At 66.9% G+C, this 24,830-nt stretch carries 24 protein-coding genes and 1 pseudogene; 8 read left to right on the forward strand and 17 right to left on the reverse strand.

Going from position 1 to position 24,830, the window contains the following annotated elements:
• Positions 1-21 precede the first annotated feature (21 nt).
• The 4 genes from PHR85_RS03075 (at position 22) to PHR85_RS03090 (ending at position 9,004) form a co-directional block, all read left to right on the forward strand.
• Entirely contained in the window at positions 22-1,887 is a 1,866-nt protein-coding gene (locus PHR85_RS03075; RefSeq protein WP_300050283.1) for an ATP-binding protein, read from the forward strand.
• Positions 1,880-3,217: a sigma-54 dependent transcriptional regulator gene (locus PHR85_RS03080; protein WP_300050286.1), complete on the forward strand. Its 1,338-nt coding sequence runs from the start codon at positions 1,880-1,882 to the stop codon at positions 3,215-3,217. The genes PHR85_RS03075 and PHR85_RS03080 overlap by 8 nt, the downstream gene beginning before the upstream one ends.
• 115 nt (positions 3,218-3,332) lie before the next feature.
• Positions 3,333-5,234, forward strand: coding sequence for an autotransporter assembly complex family protein (locus tag PHR85_RS03085; protein WP_300050289.1), 1,902 nt, complete (start codon positions 3,333-3,335; stop codon positions 5,232-5,234).
• A complete protein-coding gene (locus tag PHR85_RS03090) occupies positions 5,231-9,004 on the forward strand; it encodes a translocation/assembly module TamB domain-containing protein (protein ID WP_300050291.1) in 3,774 nt (1,257 codons plus the stop codon). Before PHR85_RS03085 ends, PHR85_RS03090 begins: the two co-directional genes overlap by 4 nt.
• A gap of 93 nt (positions 9,005-9,097) precedes the next feature.
• Here PHR85_RS03090 and PHR85_RS03095 read toward each other — a convergent pair whose 3' ends face one another.
• From PHR85_RS03095 to PHR85_RS03115, 5 genes and pseudogenes are all read right to left on the reverse strand, one after another.
• Positions 9,098-9,970: an exonuclease domain-containing protein gene (locus PHR85_RS03095; RefSeq protein WP_300050294.1), complete on the reverse strand. Its 873-nt coding sequence runs from the start codon at positions 9,968-9,970 to the stop codon at positions 9,098-9,100.
• 2 nt (positions 9,971-9,972) lie between these two features.
• Positions 9,973-10,347, reverse strand: coding sequence for a hypothetical protein (locus PHR85_RS03100; protein ID WP_300050297.1), 375 nt, complete (start codon positions 10,345-10,347; stop codon positions 9,973-9,975).
• 55 nt (positions 10,348-10,402) lie between these two features.
• A pseudogene (locus PHR85_RS03105) lies at positions 10,403-10,495 on the reverse strand (BrnA antitoxin family protein); the annotation flags it as partial.
• Positions 10,496-10,557: 62 nt separating this feature from the next.
• Positions 10,558-10,902, reverse strand: coding sequence for a hypothetical protein (locus PHR85_RS03110; RefSeq protein WP_300050299.1), 345 nt, complete (start codon positions 10,900-10,902; stop codon positions 10,558-10,560).
• A gap of 45 nt (positions 10,903-10,947) precedes the next feature.
• Positions 10,948-11,208, reverse strand: coding sequence for an ADP-ribosyl-(dinitrogen reductase) hydrolase (locus PHR85_RS03115; protein WP_300050302.1), 261 nt, complete (start codon positions 11,206-11,208; stop codon positions 10,948-10,950).
• A 519-nt stretch (positions 11,209-11,727) separates the two neighbouring features.
• On the opposite strand from PHR85_RS03115, the gene PHR85_RS03120 reads away from it, so the two are divergent.
• The 4 genes from PHR85_RS03120 to PHR85_RS03135 are packed head-to-tail and all read left to right on the forward strand — an operon-like array spanning position 11,728 to position 15,531.
• Positions 11,728-11,982, forward strand: coding sequence for a hypothetical protein (locus PHR85_RS03120; protein WP_300050305.1), 255 nt, complete (start codon positions 11,728-11,730; stop codon positions 11,980-11,982).
• Entirely contained in the window at positions 11,979-12,701 is a 723-nt protein-coding gene (locus PHR85_RS03125) for a Rha family transcriptional regulator (protein ID WP_300050307.1), read from the forward strand. Before PHR85_RS03120 ends, PHR85_RS03125 begins: the two co-directional genes overlap by 4 nt.
• Before the next feature lie 23 nt (positions 12,702-12,724).
• A complete protein-coding gene (locus PHR85_RS03130) occupies positions 12,725-14,161 on the forward strand; it encodes a hypothetical protein (protein ID WP_300050309.1) in 1,437 nt (478 codons plus the stop codon).
• Positions 14,158-15,531, forward strand: coding sequence for a hypothetical protein (locus PHR85_RS03135; RefSeq protein WP_300050312.1), 1,374 nt, complete (start codon positions 14,158-14,160; stop codon positions 15,529-15,531). Before PHR85_RS03130 ends, PHR85_RS03135 begins: the two co-directional genes overlap by 4 nt.
• A 44-nt stretch (positions 15,532-15,575) precedes the next feature.
• Here PHR85_RS03135 and PHR85_RS03140 read toward each other — a convergent pair whose 3' ends face one another.
• From PHR85_RS03140 to PHR85_RS03195, 12 genes are read right to left on the reverse strand one after another with little or no spacing between them, the layout of a single operon-like run.
• Entirely contained in the window at positions 15,576-15,737 is a 162-nt protein-coding gene (locus PHR85_RS03140; protein WP_300050315.1) for a hypothetical protein, read from the reverse strand.
• Positions 15,734-16,288, reverse strand: a complete 555-nt coding sequence (locus tag PHR85_RS03145; protein WP_300050317.1) for a glycoside hydrolase family 19 protein — start codon at positions 16,286-16,288, stop codon at positions 15,734-15,736. Before PHR85_RS03145 ends, PHR85_RS03140 begins: the two co-directional genes overlap by 4 nt.
• Positions 16,285-16,452 (reverse strand): hypothetical protein, encoded by a 168-nt coding sequence (locus tag PHR85_RS03150; RefSeq protein WP_300050320.1) that lies wholly within the window; start codon positions 16,450-16,452, stop codon positions 16,285-16,287. Before PHR85_RS03150 ends, PHR85_RS03145 begins: the two co-directional genes overlap by 4 nt.
• Positions 16,453-16,498: 46 nt before the next feature.
• Positions 16,499-16,786, reverse strand: coding sequence for a hypothetical protein (locus PHR85_RS03155; RefSeq protein WP_300050323.1), 288 nt, complete (start codon positions 16,784-16,786; stop codon positions 16,499-16,501).
• Positions 16,779-17,237, reverse strand: a complete 459-nt coding sequence (locus PHR85_RS03160; protein ID WP_300050326.1) for a hypothetical protein — start codon at positions 17,235-17,237, stop codon at positions 16,779-16,781. Before PHR85_RS03160 ends, PHR85_RS03155 begins: the two co-directional genes overlap by 8 nt.
• Positions 17,237-18,673: an SGNH/GDSL hydrolase family protein gene (locus PHR85_RS03165; RefSeq protein ID WP_300050330.1), complete on the reverse strand. Its 1,437-nt coding sequence runs from the start codon at positions 18,671-18,673 to the stop codon at positions 17,237-17,239. Before PHR85_RS03165 ends, PHR85_RS03160 begins: the two co-directional genes overlap by 1 nt.
• A gap of 23 nt (positions 18,674-18,696) precedes the next feature.
• The gene (locus PHR85_RS03170) at positions 18,697-20,364 is read right to left on the reverse strand and encodes a hypothetical protein (protein ID WP_300050333.1); all 1,668 of its coding nucleotides are present in this window, start codon (positions 20,362-20,364) and stop codon (positions 18,697-18,699) included.
• Positions 20,365-20,387: 23 nt separating this feature from the next.
• Positions 20,388-20,606, reverse strand: a complete 219-nt coding sequence (locus PHR85_RS03175) for a hypothetical protein (protein ID WP_300050336.1) — start codon at positions 20,604-20,606, stop codon at positions 20,388-20,390.
• The gene (locus PHR85_RS03180) at positions 20,603-21,100 is read right to left on the reverse strand and encodes a hypothetical protein (protein WP_300050338.1); all 498 of its coding nucleotides are present in this window, start codon (positions 21,098-21,100) and stop codon (positions 20,603-20,605) included. Before PHR85_RS03180 ends, PHR85_RS03175 begins: the two co-directional genes overlap by 4 nt.
• 11 nt (positions 21,101-21,111) lie before the next feature.
• Entirely contained in the window at positions 21,112-23,928 is a 2,817-nt protein-coding gene (locus tag PHR85_RS03185) for a host specificity factor TipJ family phage tail protein (protein ID WP_300050341.1), read from the reverse strand.
• Complete coding sequence (locus PHR85_RS03190) at positions 23,925-24,326, reverse strand: hypothetical protein (protein WP_300050343.1); 402 nt, start codon at positions 24,324-24,326, stop codon at positions 23,925-23,927. Before PHR85_RS03190 ends, PHR85_RS03185 begins: the two co-directional genes overlap by 4 nt.
• Complete coding sequence (locus PHR85_RS03195; protein WP_300050346.1) at positions 24,323-24,829, reverse strand: hypothetical protein; 507 nt, start codon at positions 24,827-24,829, stop codon at positions 24,323-24,325. Before PHR85_RS03195 ends, PHR85_RS03190 begins: the two co-directional genes overlap by 4 nt.
• Position 24,830 lies beyond the last annotated feature (1 nt).

Below are 24,830 nucleotides of genomic sequence, written 5' to 3' on the forward strand. Positions count from 1 at the left end.
CATTCGGAAAACCGAACACCCATGCCATCGCGCCAGCACCTGCTCCGCCTCGTCCTGCTGCTGGGTTTTGCCGCCCTGATCGCCGCCACCAGCCTGCTGGCCTTTCGCCTCAGCCTGGCCCTGGGCCTGAGCGAGCTGCAGGTCACCGGGCGGCATCGGCTCGACCTGTACGCCAGCAGCCTGGAACGCGAGATCGACAAGTACGCCTATTTCTCGACCACGCTGGGACTGGAGCGCGACGTGCTGCAGCTGCTGGCCGCCCCCAGGCCGGAGCGGACGGCCCAGGTGAACCAGTACCTGGAGCAGCTCAACGAGCGCGCCGGCACGCTGTCGATCTACGTGCTCGACCGCCAGGGCCGGGTCGTGGCCAGCAGCAACTGGCGCCGGCCCGACAGCTTCCTCGGCGAGGACCTGTCGTTCCGGCCCTATTTCCGCCAGGCGCTGGAAACCGGCAGCGGACGCATCTTCGGCATCGGCACCACGCGCGGCGAGCCGGGCTATTACCTGGCCTCGGCGCTGGGCAACGGCCAGGGCACGCTGGGCGTGGCGGTGGTCAAGGTCGGCCTGCAGCAGCTGGAGAAATCCTGGGCCACGGTCGAGGCCCCGACGCTGGTGGCCGACGAGAACGGCGTCGTCATCCTGGCCTCGGTACCGGACTGGAAATTCACCACGCTGCAGCCGCTCGATGCGGCCACCCGCAGCGCCTTCGACCGCAGCCAGCAGTACAACCGGCGCGCGCTCGACCCGCTGGGCGTGGTCGAACTGGAAACGCTGGACCACGGCGCCCGCCTGGTACGCCTGCCCAGGCTGGGGCCCGAGCTGGTCTCGGTGTTCCCGGTCACCGGCAAGTTCCTGGCCCAGACCCAGCCGCTGCCGGGCACGCCCTGGAACATCACCGTGTTCTCGCAGCAGGAGCAGGTGCGGGGTGTCGCCGTCACCCGGGCCGCGCTGGCCGGCGTGGGCGCGGCCTTCCTGTGCATCCTGGCCCTGATGCTCAACGAGCGGCGGCGCCACCTCAAGGACCGGCTGGCGGCGCGCGAGGCGCTGCAGCAAGCCCACGACGAGCTCGAGCGCAAGGTGGCGGAGCGCACCGCCGACCTCTCGGCCGCCAACGGCCAGCTGCAGGCCGAGGTGGCCGAGCGCACCCGGGCCGAGCGCACCTTGCGCGCCGCGCAGGACGAACTGGTGCAGGCCGGCAAGCTGGCCGTGATCGGCCAGCTCGCCACCGGCATCGCGCACGAGCTCAACCAGCCGCTGGCCGCGCTGCGCACGCTGTCGGGCAATGCGCGCAAGTTCCTCGCGCGCGGCGACCAGGCCACCACCGACGGCAACCTGGCGCGCATCGCCGAACTGGTCGATCGCATGGGCCGGCTGACGGGCCAGCTCAAGTCGTTTGCCCGCAAGTCATCGGGCCGGCCGCAGTCGGTGCCGCTGCGCCGCGCGATCGACAACGCGCTGTTCCTGCTTGAGCAGCGCTTCAGGCGGGCCGGCATCGTCGCCTGCCTGAACCTCCCGCAGGAAGAACTGCACGCCTGGTGCGACGCCAACCGGCTCGAACAGGTGCTGGTGAACCTGGCCGGCAACGCGCTCGACGCGATGGAGGGCCAGCCGGCGCCGGCGCTCGACATCAGCGCCAGGCGCCAGGGCGATCGGGTTCTGGTGCAAGTGCGCGATCGCGGACCGGGCCTGTCCGACGCGGTACGCCCCCATCTGTTCGAACCGTTCTTCACCACCAAGGAAGCCGGCAGCGGCCTGGGACTCGGGCTGGCCATCTCGGCTGGCATCGTGGCCGACTTCGGCGGCAGCCTGACCGGCGACAATCACGCGCAAGGCGGCGCCATCTTCACCCTGGACCTGCCCGCCGCCCCGGAGCCCCACAATGAATGACATCCTGCGAGTCCTGCTGATCGAGGACGACCCCGACGTCCGACTGGGCTGCGAACAGGCCTTGCAGCTGGAAAACATCCCGGTCAGCGGCGTGGCGAGCGCCGAACAGGCCGAGCGCCGCGTCGGCCGTGATTTCGCGGGCGTGATCGTCAGCGACATCCGCCTGCCGGGCATGGATGGCATGGCCCTGCTCAAGCGGCTGCACGCGATCGACCCCGATCTGCCGGTGGTGCTGATCACCGGTCACGGCGACGTGTCGCTGGCGGTGCAGGCGATGAAGGACGGCGCGCACGACTTCATCGAAAAGCCCTTCTCGCCCGACTATCTGGTCGAGGTGGTGCGCCGGGCGCTGGACAAGCGCCGACTGACGCTGGAATTGCGCCAGCTCAAGCAGCAGCTGGCCAGCCGTGACCGGCTCGAAGCGCAGCTGATCGGGCGCTCGCCGGCGATGACCAGGGTGCGCCAGCTGGTGGCGGACCTGGGCAACAGCGCCGCCGACATCCTGATCCACGGCGAGACCGGCACCGGCAAGGAGCTGGTGGCGCGCTGCCTGCACGAGGCCGGCCCCAGGCGCAGCGGCCAGTTCGTCGCGATCAACTGCGGCGGCCTGCCCGAAACCCTGTTCGAGAGCGAGATCTTCGGCCACGAGGCGGGCGCCTACACCGGCGCCGGCAAGCGCCGCATCGGCAAGATCGAGTACGCCAGCGGCGGCACCCTGTTCCTCGACGAGATCGAGTCGATGCCGATCGCGCTGCAGGTCAAGCTGCTGCGCGTGCTGCAGGAGCGCTGCCTGGAGCGGCTGGGCTCCAACACCCTGATCCCGGTCGACTGCCGGATCATCGCGGCGACCAAGGCCGACCTCAAGGCGCTGTCGGACCAGGGGCGCTTCCGCGCCGACCTGTACTACCGGCTCAGCGTCGTGACGCTGCCGCTGCCGCCTTTGCGCGAGCGGCGCGAGGACATCACGCTGCTGTTCGAGCATTTCCTGCTGCAGGCCGCCGCGCGCCACCAGCGCCCGGTACCTGACGCCGATCCGGCGCGCCAGGCCCGGCTGCTGGCCTACGACTGGCCCGGCAACGTGCGCGAGCTGCGCAACGTGGCCGACCGCTGCGTGCTGGGCATCGCCGCCGGCGCGCCGCCGTTCAGCAACGAAACGCCCGTCACGCCACGGTCGATGGCCGCCACGGTGGAGGACTTCGAGCGCGCGCTGATCGCCGAGGCGCTGGGCCGCCACGGCGGCAGCCTGGCGCGCACCGCGCAGGCGCTCGGCATGGCCAAGACCACGCTGCACGACAAGATCCGCAAATACCGGCTGGGCCAGGCCGGCTGAACCCGCCGGACGACTGGCGGCAATCGCCGCGCGGGCCAGGCGGATGGCGCCTCGGGTTGCCTCATTGCGGACCAGCGGCCCCCACAGCGCTGCTGGTTGTTATAAATTCGAATCCATGAGTCCTGCCACGCCCACCGCAACCCAGCTCAGACGGTGGCTGACCGTGAGCACCGCGCTGCTGGCGCTCGGCCTGCCCGGCCCGGGCGGCGCGCAAGCACAGGACGGGCCATCGGCGACGACTGCCAGCGCCGAGTCGGGCGCGAACGCTGCCGCCGATGCGCCATCGTCCACGGCCAGCGCGGCGTTCAGGCTCGACATCGTGGCGCCGGCCCCGCTCGACGCCTTCCTGCTGCGCCACGCCGAGCTGCAGCGCTTCAGCGTCCTGCCCGACCTCGGCGCGGCCGAGCTCGAACGCCTGCTGCTGACCGCGCCGGCCGACCTGCGCCAGCTGCTGGCGACCCAGGGCCATTTTTCGCCCCGGATAGCCATACGGCGGATCGAGGCGGCCCACTCGCCCGTGACGGTGCGGATCGAGGTCGAACCCGGCCCGCTCACCCGCGTGGCTGGCTGGCGCGTCACGCTGCACGGCCCGGTGAGCGAAGACCCCACCACCCTCGCCCAGCGCGAGTCCCTGCTGGCCGGCTGGACATTGACCGAGGGCCAGGTCTTCACGCAACAGGACTGGGATGCGGCCAAGCAACAAGCGCTGCGCGCGCTGAACCGCCACCGCTACCCCCAGGCCAGCATCATGCACAGCCTGGCCGACATCGACCCGCAGAGCCAGCAGGCCCATCTGCTGCTGGAGCTCGACTCCGGCCCGCCGTACCGCTTCGGCGAGCTGCGGGTGCTGGGCAGCGAGCGCTACGAGCCCGAGACGATCCGGCGCCTGGTGCGGCTCGCCGGCGTCGAGCCGGGCCTGGACTACGACGAAGGCCTGTTGCAGGATGCGCAGCTGCGCCTGCTCGACAGCGGCGACTACGAATCCGCCTTCGTGCGGCTGGACACCGACGCGGACCCCAACGCGGCCCCGGTGGAGGCGAGCGTGCGCGAAGCCAAGCTGCAAAAGCTGGTGATCGGCGTGGGCGCCAGCACCGACAACGGCGCCCGGCTCAGCCTGGAACATATGCACCACCGCGTGCCGGGGCTGGACTGGCGCGCCACCTCCAAGCTGCAGCTTGAGCGCGACACCCGCACCCTCAACGGCCTGCTGGAGTCGCCGATCGATGACCATGGCTGGCGCTGGAACCTGGGCGCGCAACTGCAGCGCCAGGAGGATGCCCCGCTCGTGACCACGAGCGAACAGTTCAGGGCCGGCCGCACCCAAAGCGGGCGCCAGCTCGAACGCCAGCTCTACGCCCAGTACGACCGCGCGCAGGTCCACGACCCGGCGCTGGCGGTGCAGGCCGAAGCGGCCTCCTCGCTGAGCGCGCACTACGGCTGGACCCGGCGCGACTTCAACGACCTGACCAACCCGACCCGAGGCCAGGGACTGGCGCTGGAGCTCGGCGCCGGCCTGACCTTGTCACGGGATCCGGTGCCCTACCTGCGCACCAAGCTGCGTTGGCTGGGCTACCGGCCGGCCTTCGCGGACAGCGACCGGCCCAGCCGCTGGGCGCTGCGGCTCGAAGGCGGCGTCGTCTGGAGCGGCGATGACAGCGCCGTGCCGGCCACGCAGCGCTTCCTGGCCGGCGGCGAGGGCAGCGTGCGCGGCTACGGCCTGCGCGACATCGGGGTGGCCAGGGCCGACGGCGGCGTCGACCCGGGCCGGCTGCTGGCGCTGGCCAGCGTCGAGTGGCAGCGACCGCTGTGGCTGAACGGCCGCCGCAGCGAATGGGAAACCGTCCTCTTCGTTGATGCCGGCGCGGTCGCGGACCGCAGCCGCGAGCTGGATCCCAAGGTCGGCGTGGGCGCCGGCGTGCGCTACCGCAGCCCGGTCGGCCCGCTGCAGCTCGATCTGGCCTACGGCATCGAGCGGCGGGCCTTGCGGCTGCACATGAGCGTGGGGTTTGCGTTTTGAGCCGGCTGACACGAGCGCTCGCGGGCCTGGCGGGCAGTCTGGCCTGGCTGGCGGGCTGCGCGCTCGCGCTGCTGGCAGCCCTGCTGCTGTCGGCCTGGCTCTGGTCTGGCCAGCCCGCGTCGCTGCCACGCACGCTGGACTGGCTGCGGGACTGGCTAGCAGAAGCCGGCGGCGACAGCCCGCTGCTGGTTCGCGACGCCAGCGGCAGCCTGCGCGAAGGCGGGCGCATCGGCTACCTGCGCTGGCGCCGGGATGGACTCGAAGTCGAGCTCGAAGGGCTGGCGCTGCGCTGGCCGGCCAGCCTCTGGCCCGACCTCGTGCTGCGCCGCGAACTGCGGCTGGATACCCTGGAACTGGAGCGCCTGCGCGTGCGCGACGACAGCCCGGCCAATCCGGACCGGACCGCACCCGCCGACCTGCTGCTGCCCTGGCTGGAGTCGGTGCAATTGCCGCTGCGGGTGCAAGCCCTCGTCATCGAAGGCTCGCCCACGCTCGCGCTGGGTCCGCTGCAGGCGGACTACCACTATGGCGTCGGGACTGACGGCCAGCGCCAGCACACCCTGCAGGTGCACCGCCTGCGCTGGGCCGAGGGCGACTACCAGCTGCAGGCCGATCTCCAGGCCAGCAGCCCCATGGCGCTGCGCGCCGAACTGCAAGGCCAGGTGCAGGCCCAGGTGCCTGGCGGGCAACGTCAGAAGCTGTCGGCACGGGCCAGCCTGAGCGGCGCGCTGGCCAGCCCTGATGCAACGCTGCAGCTGGAGGCCAGCGTGACACCCGTCGCATCGGCCCGGTCCCGCACTGACATCGGCTTGAGCGCGCGCGCCACGATCCTGCCCTGGGCCAGCCTGCCGCTGCCGGCCGCCGAACTCGAGCTGCGCCAGATCGACCTGTCGGCCTTCTGGCCAGATGCACCGGGCACCAGCCTGCAGGGCCGCTGGCAGGCCGCCAGCCTGCCCGCCTCGGCTGGCGAGGCGACCCGCTGGCAGCTGAGCGGCGAACTGCGCAACGGCAGGGCCGGACCCTGGCAGCGCCACCTGCTGCCGATCGAGCGTCTGAGCGCCGAGCTGGCATTCTCGGGCCGGGACTGGCTGCTGCGGACAATGGCCGCCCGGCTCGACGGCGGCGGCCGGCTTAGTGCCCGGGGCCGCTGGAGCGGCGATCAGGTCCAGCTCCAGCAGGCCGAACTGGATCTGGTCGACGCCAGCGCCCAGGCCCAGGGCCAGTTGAACCTGCGCGATCATCGGCTCATCGGCGAGCTCACCCTGAAACTGCCAGGCGCCAGCGGCCGGCTCCAGGCCCGGGCCGGCAACGGTGAACTCCAACTGGCAATCGACGATGCCGCACGGCTGCAGCGCTGGCTGGATACCGGCCTGGCGCGCTGGCTGCCGCGTTCAGCAATCGACAGCCTGCGACCGGAGGCGCTGCGCGCCAGCCAGCTGCGCGGACAGGCCACGCTGGACGCCGACTGGAAGGGTCCGCTGCGCACCGACCGGCCGCCGCAGGACTGGAGCGCCCAAGCCCAGGTGCCGCAGCTGCAGCTCGCCTGGCCGGCGACAAGCGGCACCGCACCGCTGCAGTTCAAGGACTGGCAGCTCGCGCTGTCGGGCCTGGGCGATGCGCTGGCGCTGCGCCTGAACGGCACGACCTCGACCAACGGCTGGACCGCCCAGGCCAAGCTCGACGCCAAGGGCGAGCTCGGGCGCGACCGGCAAGGCGTCACGGCCGATATCCGGCTGGACAGCGCTGAATTGCAGGCCAGGGATGCTGCGCACACGCTATCGGCCCGGCTCACGACGCCAAGCGGCACCAGGCTGCGCCTGGGCGGTGGCGGCGACCTGACGCTGGCGCCCGGCCAGGCCAGCCTCGCGCAGGCGGTCGGGAACGAAACCCCGGCGCGAGCGCCGGCCCTGCTGACCTGGGAACAAACGCGCTGGTCGGGCGGAATGCTGGAATCGCGCGGCCGCGCCAGCGGGCTGGCGCTGGGCTGGCTGGACGCCCTGCTGGCCAGCCCGGCGGCACCGCACGGGCCGCTGGCGCAGGCCGGACTCACGGGCGAGGTCACGCTGGCGGCCGGCTGGGAGCTGCGCCTGCCGCTGCAGGCCGCAGCCCCTGCCAGCCTCCCAGCCAGAGCCCGGCTGGAACTGAGCCGCAGCGGGGGCGACCTGAACCTGCTGCTGCCCGAGGCCGCCGGCGGCAAGCCGCAGGCGGTCGGCCTGGAGCAGGCCTCGGCCAGCCTGGCGCTCACCGGCAGGCAGCTGCAGACCCAGCTGCGCTGGAACAGCCGGCTGGCGGGCCGGCTCAGTGCCGAGTTCGGCACCGAGCTCGCGCCACCGTCACCGGCCACGCCCGACTGGTCCTGGCCGGCCGAGGCGCCGCTTTCGGGCCGGCTGGAGGCCGGCCTGCCCCAGCTCGGCCTCTGGTCCAGCCTGGTGCCGCCGGGCTGGCGCCTGCGCGGCAGCCTGCGGGCGGACGCCAGCCTGGGCGGCACCCGGCGCCAGCCCGAATGGCGCGGCCAGCTGCAGGGCGACGAGCTCTCGCTGCGCTCGCTGGTCGATGGACTGGATTTCAGCGGCGGCGAACTGCGCGCCACCCTGGCCGGCGACCAGATCCGGCTCGACAGCTTCAAGCTGCGCGGCGCCGGCGGCGACAGCGGCGGCCTGCTGCTGGGCAGCGGCACCCTGCGCTGGAGCCGCGCCGACACCGCGCCGGGCCAGGCGGTCGCGCCGCTGCTGCCCGTCATGAACCTGACACTCGAAGCCCGCCGCCTGCGCCTGCTCGCCCGCGCCGACCGGCGCCTGACGGTATCGGGCCAGCTAGCCGTCCGGATGGACGAGCACCTGCTCGACCTCTCGGGCCGGCTGCAGGCGGATTCGGCCCTGTTCATCCTGCCCGACGAGGACCAGCTGGCACTGGGCGATGATGTCGTCGTGCGCGGTCAGGCCCAGCCGGGCCGCGCGACGGCGAATTCGGCACCGCCCAGCCGGCTGCGGGTCGAGATCGCGCTGGGCGATGACTTCCGGCTGCGTGGCCAGGGCCTGGACACCACCCTCAAGGGCGAACTGCTGCTGACCGCCAGTCCTGGCCAGCCAAAGCCGCAACTGACCGGGCAGGTCAGGACCGAGCGCGGCAGCTACCGCGCCTGGGGCCAGGCGCTGGAGATCGAATCGGGCGTGCTGGGCTTCAGTGGCCCTTACGACAACCCCACGATCGAGCTCCTGGCCTTGCGCCCACTGACCGGCCAGCGGGTCGGCGTGCAGATCAGTGGCACGGCCATGGCCCCGCGCCTGCGCCTGTACGCCGACCCCGAACTGCCCGACAGCGAGAAACTCGCCTGGCTGGTGCTGGGCCGACCGGCCACCGGCGCGGGCTCCGAAGCCGCCTTGCTGCAGCAAGCCGCCATGGCCCTGTTCAGCGGTCGCGGCAAGGCGGCCGACGGCGGCATCCAGCGCGCGCTGGGCCTGGACGAGATTTCCTTCCGGGGCGAAACGCAGAAGGCCGATGGCAGCAGCAGCGCGGCCGCGCTCACCCTGGGCAAGCGGATCTCGCGTCAGCTCTACCTGAGCTACTCGCGCAGCGTGATCGGCGCGACCGGCACCGTGGCGGTGCTCTACGACATCACGCGCCGCCTCACGCTGCGGGCCCAGGCCGGCGACGACAACGCGATCGAACTGATCTTCACCCACCAGTACGACGGCAAGCGCGCAAGCTCAAGCCGCACCGCGCCAGAAAACGGCCCGGGCACCGCTACAATGCGCAAGTCCTCTCCGTAGTTCAATGCGAAGCCTACAGAGAGAAAACGGCAAGTCCGGTATCAATCTCATATCGATCGACTCGTGCGCAAGCCCCTTTCTGGTATCGCGCTGTCAGCTGTTACCGCCTTCCCCATCGACCATGAAACGGAAGTCCGTTTCCCGCAGGATGCGTATCGCTTGCCCCCGCTCGATCAGCTCTTCGGCCTTGCGGTGCTTGGAGCTCTTGTCGTGCCCCGCCAGTTGGCTGACATCTTGGTCACCGACCACCAGTAGCGTGGTCTTCTTGGTCACGCTATCGGCCACCTGGCATCCGAGGTTGGCGGCCAAGTCAGCCGCCTGGTGGCGCGGGATCTCAAGCGATCCGGTGAACACGACCACTTCGCCGTGCAGGGCTCCCTCGGGATTGCCCTCTCGACTGATGTTGCCGCTGTAACTCGAACTGGGGTTAATCGGGCGGCTGACGCGCTTCAGCCAGTCATCCAGGCTGATCTGGCTTTCGCGCATGGCCGCCAACATCACCTGGCCCGCTGCCTTTGCATCTTCCAGTGCGTCGTGGTGGTTGAACTGGTATCCGATCATCTGGCACACGTTGTGCAGGCCGTAGCCCTTGCGAGCCACTTCCTGCCAGGTTCGCCGAACGACTTTGGCCGAATCCAGCCAGGTCGTCTGGACATCGGGCAATTGATACTTGCTGAACGCGCGACTCACCGACACCCGGTCGAAGTGGGTGTGATGGACGCTGATGCGCCCGCCCAGCATAGCGCTGACGCGGTCAGCCACCTCGGGCAGCTTGGGCTGGCCAACCACCATTTCTGGCAGGATGCCGTGCACCCCGATGTTCATCCAGGAGAACTCCTGCTCCGGATCGATCAGACTGCTCCATGTCTCGACAAGCTCGCCATTCCTGAAGCCGGCAATACCGATCTGGCAGATCGAGGCGACATCCTCGTTCGCGGTCTCGACGTCAATGGCCACGAAGTCCATGGTCAAACCTCCTCCGACGCCAGCAGGAGCTGGGACGATGCCGAGAACAGGACCGTCACGCCGGTGCGCGAGCAGGTCAGCTCGACTTCACGGTCCAGGTCGACACAGAGGTCTTCGCCCCGCAAGCCCTGCCAGGTCGCCAAGTAGTTGATGCTCCCGACCTTCGATTTCCCCTTGATCTCCTTGTCCACCCCGCCCTTCCAGGCCAGGGCCGGCAGTTCATCCCTCTTGGCCTTGATTGCCAGCTCTGGGGCCTCCTTTGCCTTGGCAATGCCGCGCAGCCAGCAGCAGATCAACCCGCGATCGGGGCCGTTCCAGCGCTCGACAAAACTTTCACCCTGGGTGGGTGGCTCGCTGATCTTGCATTCGATTTTCATTGCTGTCTGCCTTTTATATCCTTTCGACAACGACAAAGGATATCAGACGGCATAGTCACGCCGGCGAATGCGTCTTGAGCCAGTCCTTGAGTGCGGCGTTGATGCGCGCCTGCCAGCCGTCTCCTGTGGCTTGGAAGGCAGCCAGCACCGTGGTCCGCGCGCCCATGAAAAAACCGCCCGAAGGCGGTTTCTCTGATCAAGGCCGTGACTTCAAGCCGCCTTGCGGACGCTTTCAGGCTGCTGCAGACGTTCCTCGGCTTCCGCCGCCTTGTCGGCCTGGTGCGCCATGACCTCCTTCAAGCCTTGCGGTGCGAAGCGCTGCAAGATGTCGCGCATCAGGGGTTGATAGCCCACGCCGTGATGAGCGGCGATCAGCTTGTAGACATCGATCAGCTGCTTGGGCAAGCGGATGGAGATCGCCTGCAAGCCTAGTGCTGCATCCAAGGCCGCTTCCGATTCTGGAGAGGCTCTGCGGACGGTGGATTCGTCCGCCCCCAATTGGCGAGACTCCCAGGCTTCCGGGGTGCTGTCAATTTTTTCGAGGGCGTTGTTCATATGACTTCCTTCTGTGTGTGTCACATATCGTGACGTTCAGCTACGTCACAAACCGTGACGTTCGTAAATATATTTTTCAGTATCGTTCGGCTCGTAAGCTGACTTCAGCATGTACTTGCCGTTTTCAAATACAAAAATCACCTTGAGCAAGCGCCCAGAATTGGTGCAAGCCAGGAACCACTGCGTTGGCGGGTTGGTCCTGTGCTGCTCGCGCGTGTCCTCCAGCAGGCCACCCTCGCGATTTTCAAAACATTGCTCGACTTCTCGGCGCGTGACGTTGTGCCTCACGGTGAGCTTATCCAGCATATCGCTAGAGATATACAGACTTCTCATATTCTCTTTCTCTATTTTAGGTAAAAAACTAACTTTTGTATATACAAGACCATTATCTTAGCACAGTCTTTCCTGCCGACTACCTGGCCTGGCTGCGGGCCACGCTCGACTTGCTGCAGACGCCCACGGCAACGCCGGCCCCCCCCCCAAGAGCCGGCCATCGCCACCTTCCCATCACCGTGAAAGCGCGGTAAAATCCACACTGTGCTTCGGCACACGGGTTGGCAGCCCGAATCTCATCAGGCGCAGCAAGCCGCGCGCCGCTTCACAGCGTCAGCGGCTTTTTCAATGTCCACCGCTGCGAGTGGCAGCACGGATTCCCCAGCGGACGGAGCGCGCAGCTCCGACGATTAGCGGTCCGTGTGGGGAACTTCCGCAAGGAAGTTCGCCGGTTCCTGATGCCGGTCTGCCAACCTACACGGACTGCTTCCCATCCATTCTTGGCAGAGTGGTAAGCGGCAGGTTCTCTAACTTGTTCATCAGGAGCCATTCATGGCTGACACCACCGCAACCGCTGTGCGCTCGCCCGCGCACGTCATCACCCTGGCCAGCCGCCGCGCTGCGCCGTCCATCACCGACACCCTCGCGCTGCACGCCGCCGAGAACGCCCTGAGCATGGCGCTGTCCATGCTGCGCAACCCGCAAGGCAGCGCCGTCGATTTGCAACGCGCTACTGCCCGCGCCTGTCGCGCCGCCACCCTGCTCAAGCGCGCCTGCGCCGCCCAGATGCAAGGGGGTGCCGCATGAACCGCGCCGCGCCCGTCACGCCCGTGCTGACCGTCATCGACGGCCACGTCACCACCAGCAGCCTCGACGTCGCGCGCCACTTCGGCAAGCGCCACGATCACGTGCTGCGCACGATCCGCGATCTGCTCGCGCAACTGCCGGCTGAACGTGCCCCCAATTTTGGGGAGACGTTCATTGACGTGCCCGGCCCCAACGGCGCGACCCGCTCGGAGCCGGCCTACCGCATCACCCGCGACGGTTTCACGCTGCTGGCCATGGGCTTCACCGGCACCCGCGCGCTCGAGTTCAAGCTGGCCTACCTCGATGCGTTCAATCGGATGGAGGCTGAGCTGTCGCGCTGGCAGGCGACGCTCGACCCTGCGGCCAAGTCCACCCGCCAGGCGCTGGAAAACGCGGCCCAGCTCGCCGCCCTGGTGCAGGCCGAGGCCTTCGAGCAGTTCGCCAAGTCCGAGCTGTTCGACGGCGGTCGCTGGCTGCTGACCTTCGTCGCCGATGAGCGCAAGCCCGGCCAGACCCGGCCCCACATCCAGCGCATCGAGTCCGATGCCTGCATCATGAGCCCGGAGCGCTTCCTGCAGGCCTTGGTCGAGCCCAACGGCATCGCGGTCAAGCCCCAGGTGATGACCGACTTCATCGCCCAGGCCATGACGCGGTTGCGCCAGAGCCTGGACTATCTCGAGAGCAAGGCTGCCGGCAAGCCGGTCAAGCTGCAGTGGTGAGGCGGGAGGCCGACATGCAGACCATGAACACTGCCCCCGAAGCGACCGGCCTCAAGCACCCTGGCCTGGTCGCGCTGATCGATGCCTGCGACATCCTGCTGACCGGCGGCCAGAAGCTCGCACTGATCGCCCTGGCGCGCTGCCGCGACACCCGCACCGGCTACACCACGATGTCGCTGGAGACCATCGGCCGACGCAGCGGCCGGGTGTGCAAGAGGCAAGCCGGCCGCTACATTGATGCCCTGGTGGGGCTCGGACTGGTGGACCGTGTGGGCATGATCGGTAAGTGCCTCGTGTACAAAATCAACGTCAAGGCCCTGGCCGAGGCTGAGACCTGCAAAAAGCTTCCGCAGCAGGCCATCGCGCCTGTGGATAACTCCACCACCCCGGACATTTCCGACACCGACCCCGGACATTTCGAGCAGCCACCCACGACATTTTCGACACAGACCCATGACATGGATGTCGCACACTCTGGGTGGTTCTCTGGGTATTACTCTGGGGAGGAGTCTGATGCGTGCGCGCCGGCAGCCGACCTGGTGGGGACCACCTTCCCTCCCCTCCCGATTCTTGAAGACCTGAAGACCGAACAGCCGGGTAACCTGGTTGACGACGTGTTGGCACACATCGCTGATGCCCGCGCCGAAGGCCTGCCGATCAGCGGCCAAAGCCTGCGCGACCTGATCGAGGCTGCCGACGCCTGCGGCGAAGTGCCGCTCGCCGTGGCAGCGGACGCGGTGCGCGGCTGCCTGCCGGCCGTCGCCGTCCCGGGAGCGGCTGAACCAGCTGAACCACCAGCTGAACTGGCTGCACTGGCGACCCCTGCCGCGCCGATCGTCACGCCGCCAGCGCCGGTCCATCCCACCCCGGCGCTTGCCGTGGCCATCGCCCCCGACACCCTGGCCGCCGTCAACGCCCAGCGGTTGCGCCACGGCAAGGCGGCGCTCAAGCACGCCGACCTGCAGGACCTGCACCGCGAAGCCACCCTGGTCGGCATCGCACCGCAGGCCGCCGCCGAGTGGATCCTGGCCAAGCCGGGCCGAAACTTCTTCCGCGCCGACTTCGTGGCCCAGGCTGCCGCGCCGGCTGCCGCCATCCAGCCCGCGCCGATCGACGAGGCCGCCAAGGCGCAGGCCCGAGCCAAAGCCGACCAAGTGCAAGCCGAGCTGGTGCGCCGGTCGATCGATGCCATGCGCCAGGGGCCAGCCGCCAGCGTCATGCTGCCGGCCAGTGCCGCGCCGATCACCCGCCCGGCTCCGCTGCGGGCCGTCACGCTGCGCCACGCACCGCCCACCGCCCTCGGCAGCACCGGCACCGGCTGGGCACGCCAGGCCGTCGACGGTTTCCTGGCCGGCGAGCCGGTCTCCCACGCCAAGCTGACCCACGCGGCCGCCGCCCTGGGCCTGGCCGTGCGTGACCTCAAGGCGCAGCGCGCCGCCCTCTCGGGAGTCGCAGCATGAACACCAACGACATCGAAAGCCGCATCCACCTGCGCCCGGGCGCCTACACCCTGATCGGCTTGGCGCTGCTCGCGCTGGGCCTGAGCATTTCGTGGGTGAATGGCCAGTTCTACATTCTCGGGTTGAGCCGCATCGAGCCCGACCTGGAAGCGCGCGAGTTGCGCACCTGGTACGGCATCCTTGCCGTGGTCGCGCACCTGGCGTTCTTCTTCGCCGCCGCCCTGCTGCGCCATGACCGCTTCCGCACCGCGCGCCGGATGCTGAGCGCCTGCGCCCTGGCGCTGCTGCTGCTGGAAATCGTCACCGTGTACACGACCAAGGTCGTGCTCGCGCGCAGTGCCGAGACGCTGGCTGCCGGTGCTGAAAGCCGGGTGCAGCAGCTGCAGGCTCAGATCGCAACAACCCGCAGCACCGCTGCCTCGCTGCGCGCAGCCGGCGAGAAGTCGGCGCGCAGCTGGGTGGCTGACAGCCGCGCCGACGGTGCGCGCTCGATCCGCGATGCCGCCGAGCTCGAAGCCCGCACCGCCCCGCTGATCGCCGAGCTGAATCGCGCCCAGGCGCAGCGCCGCCCGACCGCCGTCGGCGTGCTGGGCGATCAAGGCATGCAGCTGTTCAGCGCGGCCGGTGCGGTGGCCTTCATTTTGGCCGGCGTGGCGGCAGTCAGCGTCGGCGGGCTGCTGGTCGGCATCGCGCGCAGCCATGCAACGGCAGCGCGCGCGGCGACTGCACCGGCGTCGCCAGCGGCTACCTCGACTGCACCGCACCGCGTCGACCAGGTCATGACGCCCTACTCTGCCGCCCGGCGCTGGGCTGCGGCCGGCGTGCCTGCAGCGGCCATCCCGGCAGCGGCTTTCGCGGCGCCGGTCATGTCCGTGACTGCACCGGCCTACCCTGGTGCCAGCTACTCGGCGCCGGTCGCCGCCGCGCCTGCAGCACCGATCGCACCGGATTCGGTGCAGACGCTGGGAACACGCACTGCACCGGTTTCGGTGCAATCACAGCCGAGCGAGACTGCACTGGATTCGGTGCAGTCGTCGGCCGGGTCAGGCGGTGCAGTCGAGCAGGCGCCGGCCAAGGGCCGCGCCACGCCGCGCAAGCCGCGCTCGGCGCCGGTCGAAGTGGGGCACAAGCGGGACTCGGGCGTCGGCGCCGAGGACGGCTACCGCTACCGCCGCATCCGCGATGCGGTGCAGGCAGGCACGCTGACGCCGAGCATCCGGGCGATCCAGGCGGCCCAGGGAGGCGGGACCGACATCGTGCGCGGCTATCTGCAGGAGCTTGAGCGCGACGGCGTGATCGCGCGCAAGGGCAGGGGCTACGCGCTGCGCGGCACCCCGATCGACCCGAGGCAGATGAGCATGGCGGTCTGAGCTGGGGCAGGCCAGGCGGCGGGGGTGCCGCCTGGCCTGCACGGTCACATCCAGCGCGGCGGTGGCTCCGGGTCATTGATCGGCCGGTCGTCGTAGCGCCTGAGCAGATCCTGCTGCTCCTTGCGTTGGCGGCGGGTCAGCTGCTCGCGCAGGCGCTTGGGCAGCGTGGGCCGATCAGGGGAGCGGCGCGTGAGGCCACTGGTCACGCCAGCGCCTCCATCGCCGCGCCGTAGAGCGCCACCCGCTCAGCCTGCCCGTTCAGCCCGCCGTTGATCTTGCGCGTGATGCGCTCGAAGTCCCCGGCATCGGCCAGCGCGGACAGGCTGCGGCTGTACCAGTACCAGGCAGCCGACAGCGCGGCCCATTCAGGCTGTTCCAGCAACTCCGGGCTGTGCTCGAAGTCGGGCACATCCTTGCGCACCAGCTTCAGTCCTGCCCTCACAGCGCGGTAGTTGAAGCGCCCGGTGATCTGGATCAACCCGCGGCCCGCGAAGCGCTTGCCGTCGCCGGGCAGGCGGTTGCCCAGATCGGCGCGGCCTTCGTAGCCGGCCTGCGCCCTGGTCGGACCCCAGATCTCGCGCACGTAGCGCAGGCGGCCGGACTCGTGGCCGATCTGAGCCAGGAAGGCAGCCAGGCGCTTTGGGCTGGTGATGCCGTAGAGCTGGCAGGCGCGCTCGATGTGCGGCAGCCAGCGCGTGGCGCGTTCCGGCGTGCAGCCTGTGGCGGCCTGCAGCTGCTGGGAAGTCAGCAGCGTCATCGGTCAGCCACCAGCACACCGACCAGGCCGGCCAGGCCCAGGCCAGCGGCCACGATGGCCTCGGCCAGCTGGGGCGCGATCGGCACGCCGATGGACGCGGCGATCAGGATCAGGCCGCGCCAGGTCGAAGCCTCGCGGGCGCGGTCAAGCAAGTAATTCTTCATTCCCACAGCCTCCACCAATTGAAAAGCATTGCGTAAAAAATAGGATTCATGGTGCCACCGCCTTGATCTGTTCAGTCACCTGCTGCCAGAAACCAGACGCCAGCGCCGCCATAACGACACCCACCAGGCCCAGCAGAATCTTTTGCGTGACGGCGGTCTGATAGCCCTTGATTTCGCCGGCTTGTCGGATCTTGCCGGTGTGATATTGGCGGTGCCCATCGGCATCAGGCAACCCCAAATCGTTGCGCGGCAGGGCTGTTTCGAGCCGCTGAACGGCTTGCTGCAGCTGATGCACCGCGCGCGTCAGCTCTTCAATTTCGTCTTTCTCACGCATGATGCAGCCTTTCACCGTGTCGCATGATGATGGGCCGTACCCATATCCAGATCGCGCTGATCATGAGTGCCAGCTCGCCACCAATGGCCGCTGGCGGCGGATAGACCGATAACAGCATCGCCACCACGGTATAGCCCCATATGCAAGCGTTCCAGCCCGCAAACCAGTGCGCCCATCGTTCGCGGTAGGCGCCATAGACCACGATGGAAAATTGCACGACTGACGTGACCAGGAAGGCAATAGCCCAGACCAGCTCTGGCGCTACGTGGCTCATGACTGTGTAAGTCGGCCGCTCGAACGTGTCGCCGGGCCACAGCAGCATGATGGCCCAGCACATCTCAGCTGTCGCCAAGGCAAGGCGCGTGCTGATCAGGTCGGAGTCGAATAGCGCTGCTCGGAAGCCGTCGGTAAATTTTTGGCGTTGGTGTCGTCGCATGGTTGCATTGCTCATCACAATTTAATGAATGAGTTAGATGGCATGAAAGGGAACGGCTTGGCTGTCAAAAATGCTTTTGCTACTCGAATATTTCCGGCTGGAGTAAGGTGGCTTATGTCTTGCGGCTCCTGATCCTCTGCCTCAATCCAGTTATTGAATGGGTTTGCAAAAAAGACTCCGTACTCTGAGAACATTCCAGCGGCAGCTTCTGCCTGCTTCGCGCATGTGTAAAGAACAGTGGGATCATGCTGGTTCGCCGAGTTAGCAACAGTTGATCCATAGATGATTGTTCGGCGGCGCGCTACCCCAGAATCTTTTCCAGCCCATCCAAACGCCAAGAGACGAACCGACTTTGTTCCGCCAGTCTCGCATGTTACGCGAATGTTGGCAGACGCTGGAAGGTTTTCAATCCACACCACCATAGGCCATCGGTCATCGTTGAATGCGCTGGTCCAGTAGCAGTTTACGGTAGCCACCGTAGCACCATTTACCGTGATCGTGGCAATACCCTGTAATGACGGGTCAGTCTCAAGGAATACAGCACACGACCTTTGGTTGCTCAGTGTGATCTGCGAATACTGACCGTTTGTTAGTCTTGTGACCCATCTACCACCAGTTGTATCTCCATAGTAGAACGGATTGAAAGACATTTTGTCCGTGGCTACAGTATCTTGAATTGATTCTGATAGACCGGCCGTCGTGACAAATCCTGGGGTTGATCCAACTCCTTTTCCGCCCAAAATAGGATCGGCCCACCCGAGATGGGAAATTCCTCCCCAATGGTCTACCAGCAGGCGCGCAATGTTAGCCTCGTGTGAGCGCCTAACGATCTTGTAAAATTCCTCTGTGGTCGAATACGGGTTGACTGAGTTCCACCCACCCATCACACAGATGACGTAAGGCGCTTCTGCAGCCCCAGCATACGGTCCAAGGTTACCCATCTGGTTGAAAATCGACCACTGGGCGCCTCCGCTTGCATTCCACCCAAGGCGCTGACCCCCAATGGCAAAATTACTGACAGTCATGGCGTTATCTAACAGATCAGCCACAATGTGTGGCCATCGATACTGAGGCAAAAGCCTTCCCACGCCATCTGTGTAATAAACACCAGTTGCTGCATTCGACCCGCGAGTCTGTGAGTCCCCTATGGAATACAAAGCAGATGAAATTGTCCGTGGAATAAGAGCAATATTGGCGGCTGGGGTATAAGTGATAAGATCACAAATCTCCCGCAGCTTCTCCTGCACATTCGTTGCGACTGCGCCAGTTCCTGCCGGCATGTATGCAACGCGATCTGCCGTCGTCCCAATGCGCTGCACCGTAGTGCCATCCAGTTTTTCAGCGTAGAGGTGGCCGTCTTCGGTGTTGAGGGCCAGCTCACCCAGCACTATGCTGGATGCGGCCGGAATGACCCCTGCTACGGTAGAACGCTTTGTTTTCAGAATAGCCATTCCGGTTTCTCCTTCTCAGATGTTTAGAACGTGCCGCCGTCGATGGTCGAAGTCGGCGCGAGGTAGTCGGTGCCCGCCACGGCAGCGGTGAACGCCGTGGTGCCGTTGCCCTTGACAAGGCCCGTGAGGGTGGTCGCACCCGTGCCACCCTTGTTCACGGCGATCGTGGTGGCACTCCAGGTGCCGGTGGTGACCGTGCCCAGCGTCGTGATCGAGGCCTGACCGACGTATGCGCTGTCGATGTCGATGCTGTCGGCATTGGCCACGATGCGGTTCGCGGTGCCGCCGACGTTGATCGTGTTGCCGGATTTGGTCAGGCCGGTGCCAGCGGTGATCTGACCCGCACCAGAGAACTGCGCCCAGGCGATATCGGTGGTGCCGATAGTTCCGCCAGCATCTACCGTGCAGGTCCAGCCGCTGTCAGAGTTGACCGTTCCCTTTTCGACAAAGACGAATGCCGACACCAGCTCCGACCATGCATCGGTATCGGTGGAGCGCGTCCAGGCGGCTGCAGCCACGACATAGATGCCGTTTTGGGACAATGTCGTTTGGTCCTTGACCAGCACTCGATCGCCAGCAACGAGCACAACACCGTCAATCGTTTGGGGGGCGGACAGCGTGATGTTGGCCGTGGTGGCTGCCACAACGCTCGACTTCACGTCCAGACCCTGGGCCACGCTATCGACATAGGCCTTCGTCGCCGCGTCCTGCGCGCTTGCCGGATCTTTCAGGCCGGTGATGAGCTGTGCGTTCATGGCGACAGACGCCGTGGGGAGTGTCAGCTGATCGATCCGTGGAAACGGGTGCACATGGTCGGCGCGTGCGTAGCTCAGCGATGTACCGGCCGCTGCCGTGCCCAGGGCTGCACCGGCTGAGGCGGATGCCATGCCGGTGTCGAGCACACGGTTCCAGGTGACAGCCGTGGTGTTGAGCGTGTCAGTCGTCTTGAAATCAGTGTCGTATCGGATGCCGCCGTTGGCCGTGCCGGAGTCCACGTTGACAAAGCAGCCGGCGAGCTTGGATGCGGAATCAGCATCCTCGGCTCGCGTCAGTACCCACGCCACAGAAGCAGAGCCGGCATTGGTCACCGTGTAGATGCCGTTTTGCAGGGCAGACGCCTGGTCCTTGACCAGCACGCGATCGCCCACCGCCAACGTGATGCCGTCCAACGTCAGGGCGGCCAGGGTTCCGGTGTTGGTCAACACCCCGGTTGCGAATGAGACCGTGAGGGCTGCCGTAGTGGCTGCCTTGACCGACTTCTTGACCGCAGCGTCCGACAGGTAGGTGAGGTCCAGCGTCTGCCAGGCCGCGCTGCCGGCGGTCGATCCAGCTGCCAGGACTTTCTTGTTCGAGGTGGTGCCGGTAGCCGGTACGTGCTGGCTGCCGTCGCCCGTGGGGTGGACGTAGTTGTTGGCGCTGGCTGCGATGCCGTCGAGCTTCGTCTTGTCCGTGGCGGACATGAACCCGGCTGCCGATGTAGTAGCAGCGCCGTGCGCGGTGCCCGTGGCGCCCACGTGGCCAAAAGGCGCAGCAACTTCTTTGATGCTGGTGGCGGCGCCGTTACCGTCATCTCCGACACCGATATAGAGGGTGCTGTCAACTTCGTTGAATGCCGGCTCGCCGGTGCTGAGTGCTGTCGGGGCACCTGCTGCGCCACCTGCTGCACGGCGCTTGAGTTTGAGGACTGCCATGGAATGACTCCTTGAGATTGGCGTTAAAAAGTTCCGCCATCGACCTTATCGATGGCTGGCGGGGAGGAAATATTCACAATGACGTTTCCGTTTGAATCTGTTGTCGCCCGAACCAAATCACCGCGAAAGTCGAGAGATTTCACGGTAGCGCTGACATGAGTTCCCTCATCGGAAACTTCAATTGCAGCCGGCGCCCCGGTGTTGGCGAATTGACCCGAGATGAATGCTTTGCTGATGGTCATGCGTAGTACCCTCCGTCGATCAGCGTCACGGGGTATCTGAAGTTGTTGATCACCACGACATCACCGATCACGCATGGGGCTGCCAGCGTCAGCGCGCTGTTGGTGTAGCTGTAGTCGTCCGGGTAATAGATCAGGGACCCGTTGAAGAAAACCTCGACATGCCCCTCTGCGAGATCAAGACCGCTGAACGCTGTCTGACCTGCTGAGGTGCCTGCGGTGGTTCCAATCTTGTATGACCAGGTGGTCGCGGCGGAAAGATTGAACTGGGACGAAATGATCGAATCCAGCTCGGCAATCTTTGAGGCGAGAACTGAATCAACATCCGTCATCTTCTTCGAGACAGATGCATCAACATCAGAAAAGACGCCTTTCAGGGTCTTCTTGACATGACCCACGCGATCAGTGGCGGTAGCGGCCGTGCTGTTGGCAATTTCCGCAATGTGGTCAACGTCCAGCTTCGCGTTATTCAGGTCTGGTAGGGTGATGGCAGGCATGGCATTGGAAATCAGTTAATGATGGTGTTCTTGTCCGGCACGGCCAGCTGGTCGGCCGCGTAGTAGTCAGGCGAGTAATTGACCGCCTTGATGCGGATGTACTGGCCGTCGCTCATGCCCACTTCCTGGACCAGCCAGGCCTGGGCCTGGCGGCCGCTGTCCGATGCAAAGCTGAAGATGGTGCGGATGCCGTCCTGGCCGGGCGCGGTGACGATGGCCTCGGCCGGGGCGCTGGCCAGCACGATCTGATTCGGAACGGCTCCAGCGGTGCAGGCGATCGACTGCAGCGATCCGTCGCGCTTCATCAGCAGGATCGAGTGCGCAGCGCCGGCGGTGAAGGCGACGTCCCGGCTCAGCGTCAGCACCAGGCCGCTCTGGCCGATCACTTCGCCGTCGTAGCTCTTGAAGCGGGTGTTGTCGACGATGTCCACCCGGCTGTTGGGCAGCAGCAGGCGCGCGTCTGTCGTGCATTCGGTCTCGATCGCCAGGCGCTGGCCCAGCAGCTTGCGGTACTCGCGATTCGCGCGGTACCAGGCCTGAGCGAAGCTGCGGATGCCCGGAATCTCGAAGCGCCGGTACTTGGTCGCGCTGGCGTCCAGCGGCAGCTTGATGGTCTCGGCCTGCTCAGTGTCGGGGTCCTGGTAGACGAACTCGACCCCGTCGTACTCGGCGTCGGTGCTGAAGCTGCGCGTGATGGTCTCGGCGTTCGGGCGCTTGTTGCGGTGGGTGAACAGCGCGCTGCTGCTGGTCTGCAACCGGTCGAAGCCGAGCCGGATCCGGCCCGACTGGCGGTAGGGCACGCAGAAGGCCGTGTTGGCGATGATGGTCAGCGTTTCCTCGAAGCTGGTCTGGTCGCTGTCGAAGGTGTAGTTGAACTGGCCGGCGTCCGGGGACCAGGCGTCGAGCTGCTGCTGCACGCCGTGGATCTGCACCAGGTCGACCTGGGCGGCGCCGTTGCCGATGCGCGGGTCGGCCGCCACCGCGGCCATGACGTCCACGACCCGGCTGGTCGCCGCAATGGTGCCGCTGACATGCCGGCCCTCGGCATCGAAAGCACCACTGGCGCTTCCGTCGGCGCTGATGCTGGGTAGCTTGCGGCTGGCCAGGCAGTTGAGCTGCCGCTGGCGCGCGGCCGTGGCGCGCGGCGTGGCGCGCGTGACGCTATGGATCGTCGTCTTGTTGCCGAAGTGGGTCTTGCCGACCGGGCTGACCGCGTACAGGTCGGCCCACTTGATCTCGTCGATCACGGTGCCGCCAAAGTCGTAGTCGAATGGCGTCACGCGGCGCGCGCGCACCCGGGTCGGGCCGGTCCAGGCGGTCACGCGCTCGACCGTGACGGCGCGCTCGTCGCTCACGGCGCCGCTGATGGTCTCGGTCACGGTTTCGACCTGGCCGGTGGGCGCCAGGGCGCTGGTCAGGCGCTCGATCTGGACCTCGAAAATCACGCTGGCCGCGCTCTTGCCGCCGTTGTCCTTGTACATGCCCAGCTGGGCCAGCACGTTGACCCAGACTTCGGTGCGATCGGCTTGCGGCAGGGTCACCCAGTCGGTCCACTCGGTCCACTCGGTCAGGCCATTGTCGACCGTGATGGACGCGGTCACGCCCCCCAGCCAGCCGCCGAGTATTCCGCTGAACACGGACCCGCTGAGCGCCACCCAGCCATCCCCCACCTCGGTGACGGTGCGGGTTCCCGAGTAATCCACGGTAGTGCTCAGGGTAGCCAGCGCGCTGGCTTCGTTGACCTGGCTGCCTGCCGTCACGGTGATGGAGCGGTCGCTGGCCTTGGCCAGCACGGTGAAGGTGCCGTTGTTGCTGGCATTGGTGAAGCCGCTGAACGTCACCAGGGAGCCCGGGGTCACATGGGCAAAAATGGCGCTGTCCGTGCCGACATCGGTGTAGGACCGACTCGCGGCCACCACAGTGACCGCGCTGCTGACGATGACCAGATGGCCGGACATGCTGATGCTCAACTGGTCACCGGGGTTGCAGATCGCGTTGAAGTTCGGGCGCTTCTGATCTTGCGAGATGGCGTCGGTGGTCAGCCCAGCAGGCACCGCGCTGCCGTCGCCCGTCCCGGCTGCCCAGAATGTGTAAGCAGCACTGGCCGGCAGCTGGATCTGGTTCGCGGCCTTGAGCGTCAGGCCGTCAACTTGCACGCTACGCGCTGCGGTCACGATGCTGTCGATGATCGGGTCGCCGACCTGGATCACCGGGCTGTCACTGCTGTTGGGGCTGGTGAACGGCGCATAGACCGACGCGCTCGACCCGCTGATGTCGCTGATCAGCGAGTCCCCATCACGGATGCTGCTGATGTCGTAGTAGCCCCGGCCCACGCAGTAGTAGCCGTATTCGACGCGGCGGTGGTCCTGGTACTTGTTGTAGGTCGGCATCAGCAGGCTGGGGATAGCGCGCACGGTGCCGTAGATGTCCTCGACCCGCTGCAGCAGCCGCACCTCGTTCTCGCGCGCGGCCAGGCCGTTGTTGGCGCTCTGCTGGGTCCGGTTGACGTTGCCCGGCATCGAGGGCGGGGGGAACAGCAGCGACATCGCGACGCTGACCGCTATCGCGATCGCGATATTGATCAGGATCGGGATCGCCGGGCCGCCCGGGCTCTGCAGCACGGTCACCATCGGCGCGCGGCCGTGCAGCAGGGCCTGCAGGTCCTGGGTGATCTCGGTCTCGGCGCTGGGCTCGCCAGAGTAGATCTGCAGGCCGACCTGCGGCGTGTCGCCGTAGTGCTGCAGCAGCCAGGCGCCGACGCTGTCGGCCTGGAAGACTCGCGGCGCCACCGGCGCAAACGGGTGCTCGTAGAGGCGGATCGTGATCACGCGGTCACCTCCGACACCATCGCCTTGCGCCAGTATTCGATCAGTGGGTAGGTGTCGCGCAGGCTGGCCAGGTCCTGATAGACAGCGCCGGTTTCGAGTGCATGCAGCACCCCGCCTCGCCAGTAGACGCCGCAGTGATGCAGGCCCAGGCTCGGGGCCTTGCCCAGCAGCACCACGTCAAAGTCGGCGGGTGCGGCCGGCGCGGTCACCGGCTCGAAACCGTGCGCGCTCTTGTGCAGCGCCAGGCGGAACGCTGCGGCGATCGCGCGCGCGCTCGGGTTGATGGTGCGGTAGTCGTTGACGCCCTGGCCCAGCTCGCGGGCATAGACGTCGGCCACCAGGGTCCAGCAGGGCGGCGCCGGGTACTGGGTGGCCATGTAGCGGGAAACATCCATCACAGGAAACCTCTCAACATCGGGACATCGCGCGGGGCGTACACCTCGCCGGTGCGGGTCATGGACAGGCGCGGCTGCACCGCGATCAGGGTGGCTGCGCCCAGGGTCAGGCTGACGCTCTCGACTTGCAGCGTGGCCTGGGCCAGCACGGCGGTCAGGTCGTCGCTCAGGTACTCGCGGTAGATCACCTGGATGTGCTCAAGCGAGGTCAGTGGGATGCGGTCCAGCTGCTCGCGGAATTCGTCGGCCACGTCGGTCAGGTCCAGCAGGATCTGGAAGCGCTGGTCGAGGTTGTTTTCGGCGCCGGCCAGCTTGATCTCGAGGTTCAGCGGCTCGACCTGGTGCACGCCGGTTTCGGTGGTGACCGTGCCGACGTAGGGCTCGCGCCACAGGTAGTAGGTCTTTGTCATGGCGCTGTGGCTGATCTGCAGCACCGGGATGGCATGCAAGTTCTGCGGCGCGCTGGCCAGGAACACGCGCAGGCGGGATTCGAGGTCGAGCGACATG

The sequence above is a fragment of the Malikia sp. genome (genome assembly GCF_028687635.1).
Taxonomy (GTDB): domain Bacteria; phylum Pseudomonadota; class Gammaproteobacteria; order Burkholderiales; family Burkholderiaceae_C; genus Malikia.